The organism is Marinobacter sp. MBR-105, assembly GCF_053628895.1.
This window is the reverse complement of record NZ_JBRJHG010000004.1, coordinates 194,534-208,200: the sequence shown is the minus strand read 5'-3', so window position 1 is coordinate 208,200 and position 13,667 is coordinate 194,534. Positions and strand designations below refer to the sequence as shown.

Below are 13,667 nucleotides of genomic sequence, written 5' to 3'. Positions count from 1 at the left end.
ATGGCTGTTTTCCCGAGTGGTGATTACAATACGTAACATGTGATGCCCGTTTTTTATCCAGCAGTTCAGGGGAGTCTGCCTATGGGTGGCCAGGAAAGCCTGCCATTACGTCGTCTTAAAAGTTTTCAGCCTTTGGGCCGTCTGACGGACGATCAGCTTGTGTTGTTGGCCAGCCGGGCTGAGCGCAGAACCCACGGACCAGGGCAGAGGGTCATGGAACGGGGCGTTCGGGATGGTCTGGATTATTTTCTGATTTCCGGCGCCGTGGAGCTGCAATCGGTTGATGGTCGTAAGTCGACCATTGAGGCTGAGACCGACAAAGCTCTCAATCCAGTAGCCCGTCTGCAGCCCCGGATGTATGACGTTACTGCGGTCAAACCCTGCGAGTTTCTGGTGATCGAGCAGGAAGTGCTGAACCAGATGCTGAGGGCGGCGCCCATTTCCCAGGTGGAAATGGACTCGTCCGATCACGACGAAGACCAGAGCGAAGAGCACCATCTGTTGATGGAGTTCTACTCTGAGCTGCGGTCCAATCAGGTCCAGCTGCCGAGTGTGCCGGATGTGGCCTGGAAAGTCCGGCGGGTGGTGGACCGGGAGGACTCGTCGGCCACCGAGGTCGCTTCTGCGGTGTCGGCAGACCCGGCCATGGCGGCCAAGCTGGTACGTTCCTGCAACAGTCCGCTCTATCGCGGTTTCAGCGATGTCCGCAATGTGCGTGAGGCCGTGGTTCGTCTGGGCATGCGAACCACCCGGCAATTAGTGACGGTGTTCGCCATGCGCGAGGTGTTCAAGACCCGTCGGGCGCCATTGCAGAAAGAAATGGAGCAGCTATGGCGCCATTCCCGGGAGGTGGCGGCGCTGTGCTGGGTGCTGGCGGACCACGCCACACGCATTGATCCTGAGGAAGCCTTACTGGCGGGGTTGCTGCATGATATCGGGGTGGTTCCTGTACTGGTGCAGGCCGAGCACCACGTCAATCTGTTCGCCGATGACAGAAACCTGCACCATGCCATCGACGAACTCCGCGCCGATGTCGGGTGTGCGGTACTTGAGAACTGGGCGTTCCCGAAAGCCTTCGTGGAGGCGGTGCGTCATGCGGAAGACTGGCATCATGAGTGCCGGGAAACTGCGCCCCAACTGGTTGATGTGGTGATTGTTGCCCAACTGCATTCGATGATTGGCTCCAGCCAGAATGAGGGGCTTCCAGCCTTTGATCAGGTGCCGGCATGGCGCCGGCTGGGCGAGCTGGAATTGAATGCTTCCAGAAGCCTGCAACTGCTGAGTGAGGCCCGGGAACGGGTGGACGAAGTGCAGAAACTTCTTTCTATTCGATAAACCAAGCCGCAGCAGGAGCCTGGCCGGTAGTGACTGACAAACTTATGAACGTACCGCTGTTTCCATTAAATTCAATTATCCTGCCCGGGGGGCGTATCCCCCTGCAGCTGTTTGAGCCCCGCTATATCGACATGCTTACCCGTTGTCTGAAGGAGGACCGCGGCTTTGTGGTGGTTTTGTTGCGGGAAGGCGGCGAGACCGAAGCCCGGGCTTCGTTCTACGACATTGGCACCTATGTCCGGATCATCGATTTCCAGCAACTGGATAATGGTCTGCTGGGCATCACGGTTGAGGGTGATTGCAAGGTTTCCGTCGTCCGCAGCTGGCAGCAGGAGGATGGCCTCAATGTCGGCGATGTGGAGTGCCTGATTGCCGAGGCTGAGAGCGATGTGCCGGAACGTTACCACGAGTTGCCCTCGGTCTTGCGCGCGCTGTTCCGGCATCCGGTGGTCAAGGATCTGGAGATGGACGTGGATTACGACGATGCCCGCCATATTGGCTGGAGGCTGACCGAATTGCTGCCGCTGGATAAGCAGGAAAAACAGCGGCTGGCGGAATTGCAGGATCCGCTTGAACGGCTTGACCGACTGCAGCAGTTGCTGGAAGCGCTGGAGCAGGGCGGCTGACAATTATAGCTGGGGTGCGTAACTCACCACGGCTGTTTCCCAGTTACCCATCATGTACATGGCCACGAAAACCAGCCAGCCGATACCAGCGGCCCAGGTCAAGCTGTCCGGGCTCAGCGCCACCCTGTCGTATCGGCTGTAACTGGCCCGTGTCGCACCGGTGATCGCGAGCCCCAGAAACAGGCCTCCAAGCACATCCGTGAACCAGTGCACGCCGAGATACAGTCGGCTCAGCGCTACCGGTAGCAAGGGTAGTGACAGAAACAGGTAATGTTGCCAGCGCTGGTGTTTGCGGTTTTCGCCGGCGACGAAGCTGGCGGCCAGGGTAACCAGAACGGTCATACCGGCCGTATGCCCGCTGGGGAACGCGCCGGAGCTTGGTGCCGAGAGCACCTGATCTGGCCGGCTGATGCCGATGCCCGCTTTCAGCAGCCAAACGCTGATCCCGGTGATGGCTGCGGCACTGGCAATATGAATGGCGGCTGCGTAGTAGCCCCGGAACGCCAGCAACAAAACGGCAATCACGGCGGCAGCGAACAGGACCGGGGGATCGCCCAGCAAAGTGAGTGCTACCATGGGAAAATCCAGCAGGGGTTGGCGCAGAGCGCTGAACCACTGCAGCACTTGCTGGTTCATAGAGGCCAGCTCATCACTGACTCCGACCAATTGCGCGAGCCCAAGAAACAATGCGAGCGAGGAGGCCGTCATTAGCAGAGAGGGCAGAGGAAATTCCCCCTGCTGAGCCGGCCGCTCGCTGCTGTACAGACGCCAGAACCGGTGTGTTGCGTCGTATTGACTCATCCGGGATTCCAGCCATTGATAGAGCCAGCTCCCTTCACCAACGCCGAGCCGAATCCGCAAAACAATCAGATAGACAACCACCAGCGCCGCACCACTGATCGCAAGTACCAGATAGAAATGGGGTGGGGGTTTGATCTCGCTGCCCATAGCCGAGCCTACGAAAAATCCCGGCAGGATATACACCAGGGCCCAGCCCGTGGCTGATAGCAGATTGAAGGTGAGAAAACGCTGCCAGGACATGGTCAGCGCACCGGCAATCAGGGGAATGACCGGGCGTATCGGCCCAACAAAACGGCCGATGACCACGCTCTTTCCCCCGTGGGCGCGAAAAAAGCGCTCTCCGCGGGCAATGAGCCCCGGGTATCGACTGAATGGCCAGACGGTATCCAGGCGCCCCTTGAGCAGTCGGCCGATGGCGAAGCTGATCGCATCCCCTGCCACGGCACCAAGGCCGGCCCACAGCAGGGCGTCGGACAAGGGCAGGCCGCTCTTGCCGGCAAGCGCGGCAAATGCGAACAATAAAGCCACTCCAGGTATGATAATGCCGGCAACCGCCAGCGATTCTATCAGCGCGGTCAGGAACAGGGCGGCAATCAGCCAGCCCGGATTGGCGGCTACCCAGGAAGTAACGTCAGTGAGCCAGGTCGCGGTCATGCCTTGACGGGCTCTCCCGGGCTGAACCAGGCAGAATGCGCTCCTCGCTTCCTGGCTTCGAGCATGGCGGTGACGGCGCGGTCACGCAATGAATGGGTGCTGGTGTCGCCGTTGCCCCGGGTGGTGCAGCCGAGGCTGACCGAGATCTTGCCAACCTGGGCCCAGTCATGTTCGCTGAGCATTCTGCGAATGCGCTCTGCAATGACCCGTACCCCTTCCTCCGGCGTAAACGGCAGGATCAGGAAGAACTCCGATCCGTTGATACTGTAGAGCGAATCCCCGGCCCGGATGATTTCAAACAGGGTGCCTGTGACGTCGCGCAGCAGCGTTTGCAGGCCGGCCTTACCGTGCAGGTCGCGAATTTCGTCGGCATGGTCGATGTTCAGGCTGATCACCGACAATGGGTGGCCGGTGGCAATGGCACGACTGATTTCCTTCTGCAGTGTCTCATCCAGAAAGCGCGCGTTATGGGCTCCGGTGGCGGGGTCGGTAATGGCAAGATCCTGGGCCGATTGCGCCATGTGGTCATAGTGCCAGATATACAGGGCGGTCACTGCCAGAAGTGCTATAAGGCCGGCTGTCGTCATCAGGGCTGTGTCTATGGGTGTCGACAGCCAGGCGACAACCAGCACCGGAACCAGTAGCATCGCTGAGAGCATTAGCCCATGCCGCAGGGGCAGAATCAGCAGGTTCAGCGAAAGCAAAGGCATGGCCCAGTGGCTGATGCCCGGGGCATCCATTGTCAGTACCGCTGCAACCAGGCCACTGTTAAGGCCGGCGAGAATGACCAGGTGGCCGGGTGCGGAAAGCTGCTGGCGACGGCATAGCCAGGTGTAGACCAGGCCGGCAACCAGTAAGGCGGTCATGGCCAGGGCCAGATAGAACAGCTGGTAAAAGCCGTAACGCAGGTTCTGCAGTGCCAGCGCGGCGGTGAACAGCGCCGCCAGGCCGTAGCCAAAGGCGTGGGTCCAGGTTCGGAGTCGGGTCTCGGTCATTGCGCTGCCTCCCGGTCGGAAGGTTCAGCCGGCCAGCTGGCCTCTGGAGGCACCGGGTTACTGTATGTCTGGGTTCGGTTTCCGCCCTGCTGTTGGGCCCGTCGCAGGGCGTTGGCAACGCTCTGTTGCAGGCTGTCGGCATCGTCGCCGATGTTGAGCCCGGCCACGCCGGTACTGACCGTAAGCTTCAGGCCGTGCGAATCCATCAGCGTGCACAGGCCGCGGCGAACCTGTTCTGCTGTTCGGGCAGCCTCGGCAGTATTGGCGCCGGGGAGAATCACCAGAAACTGAAGGTCGGCCACCCGGTAGTACGTATCGAAATCCCGAAGCTGGGAGTGCAGGTAGCGGCCGATGCGTGGCAGAATCGCACGAATGTCTTCGTCCGGATCGACGTCGCTCAGGTGAGTATCCAGCCCGATCATCATCACCGACATGTTGGTGCCTTCCCGCTCGCTGCGTTGTATTTCCTTGTGCAGGTCGGCTGACAGGTATTCCCGGCTGGCTGCCTGGGTAAGCTCATCGGTACGGCGCAGGGGCGCAAGCTGCCGGGATTTGTACTCGCGCATGAACACCAGAATGGCTCCTAGGAGCGTGGTCAGTACCAGTGCAGTCATCATCTGGTGCCTGTCCGGGAGGGCTATCGCCCACTGGGTGCCGGCCAGCACCAGGAAAATGAAGATAACAGTAACAATGGCGGCCAGATAGACCGGCGCCATGGCAAACAGTACCAGCGGTAGGGCATAGAGCCAGTGGCTGAGTGGCCAGGGGCCCAGCCAGATGGCCGATACCAGCGCCAGAACCAGGGCTGTCAGAAAGAATGCCCGTAATTGTGGCCAGGGGGCATTTTGATGTGTTTTGCCCTGATGGGTGCCCGCAAGGCAAAGGCCAGCCGCAGCTGCAGCTGCTACTGCCGCCAGCAGTTCCCCCATGAACAGACAGAGCCCGGTGGTCAGGCCAAAGGCAATAAACCCGCTGCGGGAAAACTTGCCGGGAAGAAATTTTTCGGCGGTTTGGGGCATTGAGTCTGTCCTTTGCTGGCGCATCCATTTGAACCTGTGCAGCGCTATAATAGTCGTTTGGGGTGCGGACTTGAAACGGGAAAGGTAAAGTAACCCTCCCGTTTTGGAATCAGCTTGCAGAATTAAGGGTAAATCAATGGATGTAGCAGCCTACATGACGGAGCTCGGCCAGCAGGCCAGGGCCGCTTCCCGGGAAGTCGCCCGGTCCTCCACTGCCGTGCGGAATCAGGCACTTCTGGCCACCGCCGCCGCCCTGGACGCCGCCAGATCCGAGCTTGCCACGGCTAACAGCAAGGATCTGGAGCGTGGCCGGGAAAATGGACTCGATAGTGCCATGCTGGACCGCCTGGAACTTACCTCTCAGCGCATCGATGCCATGATTGAGGGCTTGCGACAGGTGGCTGCGCTGCCGGACCCTGTGGGTGTGATTACTGATATGACGTATCGCCCGTCGGGTATTCAGGTAGGCAAGATGCGGGTTCCGCTGGGGGTGATCGGTATCATTTACGAGTCCCGGCCCAATGTCACGGTCGAGGCTGCCAGCCTGTGCCTGAAATCCGGCAACGCAACCATTCTGCGCGGCGGCTCCGAGGCGATTCACTCCAACCAGGCCATTGCCCGTTGTCTCAAGCAGGGCCTGAGCGAGGCGGGGTTGCCGGAAACTGCAGTCCAGGTGGTCAGCACCACCGACAGGGCCGCTGTGGGTGAGCTGATCACCATGCCTCAGTTCGTGGATGTAATTGTTCCCCGCGGCGGTAAGGGCCTGATCGAGCGCATCAGTCGGGACGCCCGTGTGCCGGTAATCAAGCATCTGGATGGTGTGTGTCATGTTTACATCGACAGCCATGCCGACCCGGAGAAGGCGCTGCAGGTAGCGGTTAATGCCAAAACCCAGCGTTACGGGACCTGCAATACCATGGAAACCCTGCTGGTTGATGACGAGGTGGCGGAGGACTTGTTGCCGCTGCTGGCGGAACAGTTCCGAAGCAAAACCGTGGAGTTGCGGGGGTGCCAGCGCACCTGTGCCATTCTAGGAGATATTGTCGAAGCTACCGAGGAAGACTGGCACGCGGAATACCTTGCCCCAATCCTGGCGGTGAAGGTGGTTGACGGACTGGATGGTGCCATTGAGCATATCAATCGCTACAGCTCCCAGCACACCGACAGCATTATCACCGAAAACTACACCCGTGCCCGTCGGTTCCTGACGGAGGTGGATTCCAGTTCTGTCATGGTCAATGCCTCAACCCGATTTGCCGATGGCTTCGAGTATGGCCTGGGCGCTGAGATTGGTATTTCCACCGATAAGATCCATGCCCGTGGGCCGGTCGGTCTGGAAGGGCTTACCTCACAGAAGTACGTGGTGTTCGGTGACGGCCATATCCGGACCTGACACCATGCATGTGATCTACGGCGGCACCTTTGACCCGATTCACCACGGTCACCTCCGGCTGGCACTGGAAGTGTCCGAGGCGCTGGAGGTGAGCCGGGTACATCTGGTGCCCAGCCATATCCCTCCGCATCGGGGTAGCACCGGAGCCAGTTCAGCGCAGCGTCTGGAGATGATCCGGCAGGCCATCGCCGGCGAACCCGCGCTGGCGCTGGACGAGCAGGAGGTGCACCGGGGCGGAGCCTCATACACCGCCGATACATTGCGCCAGCTTCGGGCCGAGCTGGGGCCGGATTGTCCTCTGGTGATGGTGGTTGGTACCGACGCTTTCTCATCGTTTGACCGCTGGCGCGAGTGGCAGGAGATCCCCGGGCTTGCCCATATCGTGGTGGTGCGCCGCCCCGGCTCGGAACTGCCGGTGGGCAGCGAGGCAGCGCAGCTGGTAGCAGAGCGCTGTGTGGGTTCAGCTTCGGAGCTGCATTCGCGGCCGGCGGGCCTGGTACTGGAGCTGGCGCCGCCGTTGCTGGACATTTCCGCCACTGGTATTCGACGGCGTATCGCGGCGGGCCGGTCGCCACGCTACCTCACCCCGGATGACGTCTGCCGGAGCATCCGCGCCTGGGGGCTCTACGGTGCCCGGCCCGTTGAAGGCCAATAGGAGTTATTCACAGGCGTCTTTGATGCTACAATCGCGTCTGAATATCATTGATCGGGTGGCCATACCGGCCAGTACCCGTACTACAGGGTAATTATGCAGGCTGAACAACTGAAAGATCTGGTCGTTAACGCACTGGAAAATATCAAGGCTCAGGACATCAGTGTGATTGATGTTCGCGACCGCACCAGCGTGACCGATTTTATGGTTCTGGCATCCGGTACCTCCAACCGACATGTAAAATCCCTCGCGGATTCGGTGGTGATCGAGGCCAAAGAGCAGGGTGTACGTGCATCCAATGTTGAAGGTGAAGGCGGCAGTGACTGGATCCTGGTTGATCTGGGTGACGTGGTTGTTCACGTGATGATGCCTGCTACCCGGGAGTTCTACGATCTGGAGCGCTTCTGGCGTGATGCTCCGGATCTCGGTGCTGCGGGCAGCGAGTAGTCATGCGCCTGCGTCTGATCTGTGTGGGGCAGAAAATGCCCGACTGGGTCAGTGCGGGGTACAACGACTACGCTCGCCGGATGCCGCCCGAGTTGCCCCTTGAACTGACTGAAATCCCCATGGCCCACCGGGGCAAAAATCCCGACATCTCCCGACTGATGCAGCGGGAAAGCGACGCTATCCTGTCTGCGGCAGGCACCCGTGACCGCGTGGTGGCTCTGGAGGTGGGTGGGCGCCCCTGGTCAACGGAAAAACTCGCCTCACAGCTGGAAAACTGGCAACAGGACGGCCGGGATGTCGCTTTTCTGGTCGGCGGCCCCGACGGCCTGGCGGATGCCTGTCGACAGCGGGCGGATCAGCAATGGTCACTTTCGCCTCTTACCTTGCCCCACCCTCTGGTGAGAATCCTCTTGGCTGAGCAACTCTACCGGGCCTGGACCATCACCCGTAACCACCCTTACCACCGGGCCTAGGAACAGACATGGTCTGGGGCGAACTGAAAAATACCGCAGCGGAGCGCCGGCTGTTCCAGCGCCGGGCCATGGTGATGCTGGTATTCGTCCTGGTGCTGATGACCGGGTTGCTGGCGCGGATGTACCAGTTACAGATCGTTGAGCACGAGATATATACCACACTGTCTGACAAAAACCGGGTTCAGGTACAGTCGGTACCGCCACCCCGAGGTTTGGTGTACGACCGGAATAACATTTTGCTGGCGGAGAATCGCCCGGTATTCAGCCTGACGGTGGTGCCGGAGCGCGTTGGCGACATGGATGCAACCCTGGCGCGCCTGAGCGACATTCTGAGTATTGCCGATGAAGATCTGGAACGGTTCGAGCGCCGACTGCGGGAGCCGCGGCGTCCGTTCCAGGCGATCCCCCTGAGTTACGATCTCGACGAAGCCGAAATTGCCCGCATGGCAGTGCACCGGCATCAGTTTCCGGGGGTGGAAGTTGAGGCCGAACTGGTTCGCTACTATCCCCATAGCGAGCTGACCGCCCATGCCCTGGGGTTTGTCGGCCGTATCAATCGCGACGAACTTCAGCGTATCGATCCGGTCAATTACGCGGGGACCAACTACATCGGCAAATCCGGGATTGAGCGTTTCTACGAGGAGGCGCTTCACGGTCAGGTGGGCTACCAGCATGTAGAAACCAACGCCCGTGGCCGGATCTTGCGGGTGCTTGAGCGAGTAAATCCTGTTCCGGGCGAAGACCTCCAGCTCCATCTTGATTTGCGGCTCCAGCGTCGGGCGCATGAGCTGATGGAGGGCAGGCGAGGTGCGATCATTGCTATCGAGCCCAAGACCGGCGGGATTCTGGCGCTTGCCAGTGTGCCCGGTTTTGATGCCAATAAATTTGTGACCGGTATCAGTGTCGATGATTATCGCGAATTGAGTCAGAGTATCGATAAGCCATTGTTTAACAGGGCGCTCCGTGGCCAGTACCCCCCTGCGTCGACCATCAAGCCCATGATGGCTGTTGCAGCGCTGGACAGCGGCGCAACGGATAAAGACCGTAGAATCTGGGACCCGGGATACTTCCAGCTCCGTGAGGGCGGGAGGCGTTTCCGGAACTGGAATCGCTCTGGTGATGGCTGGGTGGATCTGAAGTACTCGATGGCGAGATCCAATGATGTTTACTTTTACGCAGTGGGCGTTGATATGGGGGTGGATGTCATGTCTTCCTATCTGGCCCGGTTCGGCTTTGGTGAGGATGCCACCCTGGATGTGTCCGGTGCTTTGACCGGGTTGTTGCCGACCGCAGACTGGAAAAGGGCCGTGAGAAATGAACCCTGGTATCCCGGAGACTCAGTCAACATGAGCATTGGGCAGGGTTTTTTGCTGGCAACGCCCATGCAACTGGCAACGGCTACAGCATTGATTGCCAATCGCGGAGCCTGGGTTGAGCCCAGGTTGCTTAAGGATGTTCACGGCGACAGTCCAGTGGAGGAGTTCCTGCCGGAGCAGACGCATGAACAGCTTGAACTGAAGGATCCTGACGATTGGGAATATGTCGTCGATACCATGGAAGAAGTGATGCATGGTGCCCGGGGGACGGGTCGAAGCGCTGGTCGAGGCGCAAGCTACCGAATGGCCGGTAAAACCGGCACGGCCCAGGTATTCAGTCTTGGTCAGGATGAGGAGTACGACGAAGAGCAGATAAGGGAACGGCTTCGGGACCACGCGCTGTTTGTCGGGTTTGCGCCAGCGGATGACCCCAAGATCGCAGTGGCGGTTATCGTTGAAAATGGTGGCAGTGGCAGCGGCGCCGCGGCTCCGGTTGCCCGCGCCTTGTTTGATGCCTGGCTGGAGGAGTTTCCGGCGGAGCAGGCGGAACCTGTAATCAGCGATTCCAGAGCGGCCGGGGGAGATAACTGATGGCCGGTAGCAAATTGTGGAGCAGTCAGACTGGCAGCGATCTGGGGCGCAATCGCAGTATCTGGTCAGCGTTGCATCTGGACCCGATTCTCCTGGGGCTTCTGTTGTTGCTCGTCGGTGGCGGCCTTTTTGTGCTTTACAGTGGGGCTGACCGGAATATTGATGTGGTCAAGGCACAGGGTATTCGCCTGGGCGTTGCCTTTGTGGTGATGTTCGTATTCGCTCAGTTGGATCCGGCGGTCTTTCGCCGATGGGCGCCCTGGCTCTACGGCTTGGGGCTGATCGGGCTGGTCGCCGTGTTGCTGGTGGGTGTCGGTGCCAAAGGGGCGCAACGCTGGCTGGCGTTGCCTGGCCTGCCCCGGTTTCAGCCTTCCGAGTTCATGAAGCTGGTGGTGCCGATGATGGCAGCCTGGTATCTGTCTCGCTATTACCTGCCACCGACCTTCCCCAGGGTGATGACGGGGCTGGTGATCGTTTTGCTGCCGATGTTCCTGATCATCCAGCAACCGGATCTCGGTACCTCTCTGCTGGTCGGCATGGCCGGCATTTTCGTGGTGTTTTTTGCCGGTATCAGCTGGAAGTTGATTGCCGCGTTCCTCGCCATGGTCTCGGTTTCTGCCCCCCTGATGTGGTTCTTCGTCATGCGGGAATACCAGAAGCAGCGGGTATTGACGCTGTTGGACCCCCAGAGCGATCCACTCGGAGCCGGCTGGAATATTATCCAGTCGAAAACCGCGATCGGTTCCGGCGGTATGGAGGGCAAGGGCTGGTTGCAGGGCACCCAGTCACACCTGGAGTTTTTGCCGGAAAGCCACACTGACTTTATTGTCGCGGTGCTGGCAGAGGAGTTCGGTTTTATCGGTATGTTGCTGCTGTTGACGGTGTACTTCCTGATTATCCTGCGTTGTCTCTATATTTCGGTTACCGCCCAGGACTCCTTCAGCCGGTTGGTGGCCGGAGCACTGACCATGACGTTCTTCATCTATATCTTTGTCAACATCGGAATGGTGAGCGGCCTGTTGCCAGTGGTCGGTGTGCCTTTGCCGTTGATCAGCTATGGCGGCACCTCAAGTGTCACTCTGATGGCGGCGTTCGGCGTGCTGATGTCGATTCACACCCATCGTCGGATGATCACCGCCTGAACCAGTAATGATGGCTGCCCGGTAATGGTGTATACACAAGGGAACCCGTTACAATGTTGCTGGTCAGTAATGGCGGTATCAATACACAGGTTTTGGGGTAGTGAACAGACATGGTCAAGGTCTCTGACAAACGGATTCCCGCACTGGCTTTAGCTGCCTTGCTGGCCGGCTGTGCCAGCAGTCCTGAAGTTGACCACTCGTCACGCTATACCATTAAGCAGGATCGGGCACCTTCGGGCAGCTTTGACGCCAGCGGCCTGGCCGATGCCACACCCCGATATGAGCAGCCACGGTCGGCTGGCAACAAGTCGCCCTATACGGTCTGGGGCAAGCGCTATCATGTGATGGACAGTAACGACGGCTACGTGCAGCGCGGCACCGCGAGCTGGTATGGCGAGAAATTTCACGGCCACAAGACCTCCAACGGTGAGGTGTTCGACATGTATGCCATGTCGGCGGCACACAAATCCCTTCGGATTCCGGGTTACGCGCGAGTGACCAATCTCGATAACGGCCGTTCGGTGATTGTCCGTGTGAACGATCGCGGCCCCTTCCACGGGGATCGGCTGATCGATCTGTCCTATGCCGCTGCCAAGAAGCTCGGCTATCAATCCCGTGGTACCGCCAGGGTCGAAGTGGCCGCTATTACGGTGCGTCCGGACGGCGCCATGTTTCTGGCTGGCAAGCCGTTTGATGCCGCTGGCCAGGCTCCGGTGGTTGCCTCGCCGGCTTCCGGATCAACAGACCTGGCTGCCGGTGAGGGGCTGTTTGTTCAGCTCGGCGCATTCAGTCAGCGGGATCCGGCTGAGGCCATGCGCGAGCGTCTGCTGGGAGTGCTGGATAATCCTGTGAGGGTCCGGGAGATCACCACTGATAATGGCCGGTTCCATCGGGTTCAGGTGGGGCCATTCAAGAGCGAGGGCGACGCGCGCTACGCTCAGAACCTTCTGGAATCAAGAGGGTTCCGGCAGTCTATTGTACTGACCGATTCGCACTGAACCGACTGAGTTCAGAACCAACATAAGACAAGCATCTGACGACGAATGAAACTATCCATGGCTTTCAAGACTGTAACTCGAACACTGTTTCTGGTTTTTTCCCTGTTGCTGATGAGCGGGCAGGCCTCGGCGCAGGCGGTACTGATCCCGTCTCCGCCGCAGATTGCCGGTAGCTCCTGGGTATTGATGGATCCGCTCAGTGGTCGTGTGATCATGGAGCACAATAGCAATGAGCGTTTGCCACCGGCGAGCCTGACTAAAATGATGACGGCCTATATTGTCGAGCGCGAGCTGGATGAAGGCCGTATCTCCATGTCGGATATGGTACCTATCAGTGTCAAGGCCTGGCGCACAGAGGGGTCCAGAACCTTCGTGCAGGAGGGCACCTCGGTGTCCGTTGAGGATCTGCTCAAGGGTGTGATTATCCAGTCTGGCAACGATGCGTCTGTGGCGTTGGCCGAGTTTGTGGCCGGCAGTGAAGGGGCTTTCGTGGACATCATGAACCAACAGGCGCAACTGCTGGGCATGAAAGATACCCACTTCGAAAACGCCACCGGCCTGCCCTCCGCAGACCATTTCTCAACCGCCTACGATCTTGCGATCCTGGCACGGCATATTATCCAGGACTACCCGGAAAACTACCCGCTGTATGCGCAGAAGCACTTCACCTACAACAATATTCGTCAGCCCAACCGAAACAGCCTGCTATGGCGGGATGACAGCGTTGATGGTTTGAAAACCGGGCACACGGAAGAGGCCGGTTATTGTCTGGTGGCATCGGCCAAGCGGGGTGAGACCCGGCTGATTGCTACGGTTATGGGAACCAGCAGCTCTGAGGCCCGGGCCCAGGAAGTGCAGAAAATGCTCAACTACGGCTTCCGTTACTTTGAAACCGAGCGGCTGTTCCGTGCCGGTCAGGAGCTGATGGCGTCCAGAGTGTGGGGCGGTCAGGCGGATGAGGTGTCGGTAGGCATGCCGGAGGATATCTATGTCACCATTCCCCGTGGCTCCCGCGAGCAACTGGAATCGGTGGTCGACCTTGATTCCGTGATAAAAGCGCCCATTAAGGTGGGAGATGAGCTGGGCCGCGTTCGTGTGGTTCTGGATGGTGAAACCCTGGTGGATGAGCCGGTGCTGGCACTTACCGAAGTGCCTGAAGGCGGTTTGTTCAAGCGCATCTGGGACGCCATCAAGCTGTTTTTTGTTCAACTGTTTAACTGAGGTT

At 59.3% G+C, this 13,667-nt stretch carries 13 protein-coding genes; 10 read left to right on the top strand and 3 right to left on the bottom strand.

Translation table 11 applies throughout. The annotated features are described in order from the left end of the window. The first annotated feature begins 81 nt into the window (after window positions 1-81). Both ACSSVV_RS06955 and ACSSVV_RS06950 read left to right on the top strand, forming a co-directional pair. Complete coding sequence (locus tag ACSSVV_RS06955) at window positions 82-1,335, top strand: HDOD domain-containing protein (protein ID WP_014420656.1); 1,254 nt, start codon at window positions 82-84, stop codon at window positions 1,333-1,335. 44 nt (window positions 1,336-1,379) lie between these two features. Continuing rightward, window positions 1,380-1,961 carry an LON peptidase substrate-binding domain-containing protein gene (locus ACSSVV_RS06950; protein WP_023011446.1) on the top strand — a complete coding sequence of 194 codons (582 nt, stop codon included), beginning with the start codon at window positions 1,380-1,382 and terminating at the stop codon, window positions 1,959-1,961. A gap of 3 nt (window positions 1,962-1,964) precedes the next feature. On the opposite strand, the gene ACSSVV_RS06945 is transcribed toward ACSSVV_RS06950, so the two are convergent. From ACSSVV_RS06945 to ACSSVV_RS06935, 3 genes are read right to left on the bottom strand one after another with little or no spacing between them, the layout of a single operon-like run. Next, window positions 1,965-3,416 carry a bifunctional DedA family/phosphatase PAP2 family protein gene (locus ACSSVV_RS06945; protein WP_023011447.1) on the bottom strand — a complete coding sequence of 484 codons (1,452 nt, stop codon included), beginning with the start codon at window positions 3,414-3,416 and terminating at the stop codon, window positions 1,965-1,967. After that, window positions 3,413-4,411 (bottom strand): GGDEF domain-containing protein, encoded by a 999-nt coding sequence (locus ACSSVV_RS06940; RefSeq protein WP_023011448.1) that lies wholly within the window; start codon window positions 4,409-4,411, stop codon window positions 3,413-3,415. The genes ACSSVV_RS06945 and ACSSVV_RS06940 overlap by 4 nt, the downstream gene beginning before the upstream one ends. Further along, a complete protein-coding gene (locus tag ACSSVV_RS06935; protein WP_022991970.1) occupies window positions 4,408-5,430 on the bottom strand; it encodes a GGDEF domain-containing protein in 1,023 nt (340 codons plus the stop codon). The genes ACSSVV_RS06940 and ACSSVV_RS06935 overlap by 4 nt, the downstream gene beginning before the upstream one ends. A gap of 136 nt (window positions 5,431-5,566) precedes the next feature. Between ACSSVV_RS06935 and ACSSVV_RS06930 the strand changes: the two genes are divergently transcribed. The 8 genes from ACSSVV_RS06930 to ACSSVV_RS06895 all read left to right on the top strand — a co-directional run bounded on the left by ACSSVV_RS06930 (window position 5,567) and on the right by ACSSVV_RS06895 (window position 13,663). Further along, a complete protein-coding gene (locus tag ACSSVV_RS06930; RefSeq protein WP_022991969.1) occupies window positions 5,567-6,823 on the top strand; it encodes a glutamate-5-semialdehyde dehydrogenase in 1,257 nt (418 codons plus the stop codon). 4 nt (window positions 6,824-6,827) lie between these two features. Then, entirely contained in the window at window positions 6,828-7,478 is a 651-nt protein-coding gene (nadD, locus tag ACSSVV_RS06925) for a nicotinate-nucleotide adenylyltransferase (RefSeq protein ID WP_022991968.1), read from the top strand. Window positions 7,479-7,571: 93 nt separating this feature from the next. Beyond that, window positions 7,572-7,922 carry a ribosome silencing factor gene (gene rsfS, locus ACSSVV_RS06920; RefSeq protein ID WP_011785874.1) on the top strand — a complete coding sequence of 117 codons (351 nt, stop codon included), beginning with the start codon at window positions 7,572-7,574 and terminating at the stop codon, window positions 7,920-7,922. Window positions 7,923-7,924: 2 nt separating this feature from the next. Continuing rightward, window positions 7,925-8,395, top strand: coding sequence for a 23S rRNA (pseudouridine(1915)-N(3))-methyltransferase RlmH (gene rlmH, locus ACSSVV_RS06915; RefSeq protein ID WP_011785873.1), 471 nt, complete (start codon window positions 7,925-7,927; stop codon window positions 8,393-8,395). An 8-nt stretch (window positions 8,396-8,403) separates the two neighbouring features. Beyond that, the gene (gene mrdA / locus ACSSVV_RS06910; RefSeq protein ID WP_454105773.1) at window positions 8,404-10,302 is read left to right on the top strand and encodes a penicillin-binding protein 2; all 1,899 of its coding nucleotides are present in this window, start codon (window positions 8,404-8,406) and stop codon (window positions 10,300-10,302) included. Beyond that, complete coding sequence (gene rodA, locus ACSSVV_RS06905) at window positions 10,302-11,444, top strand: rod shape-determining protein RodA (protein ID WP_023008894.1); 1,143 nt, start codon at window positions 10,302-10,304, stop codon at window positions 11,442-11,444. Before mrdA ends, rodA begins: the two co-directional genes overlap by 1 nt. A gap of 110 nt (window positions 11,445-11,554) precedes the next feature. Then, window positions 11,555-12,442, top strand: a complete 888-nt coding sequence (locus ACSSVV_RS06900; protein WP_014420666.1) for a septal ring lytic transglycosylase RlpA family protein — start codon at window positions 11,555-11,557, stop codon at window positions 12,440-12,442. Window positions 12,443-12,499: 57 nt separating this feature from the next. Further along, window positions 12,500-13,663 (top strand): D-alanyl-D-alanine carboxypeptidase family protein, encoded by a 1,164-nt coding sequence (locus ACSSVV_RS06895; protein WP_023008893.1) that lies wholly within the window; start codon window positions 12,500-12,502, stop codon window positions 13,661-13,663. Window positions 13,664-13,667: the final 4 nt, after the last annotated feature.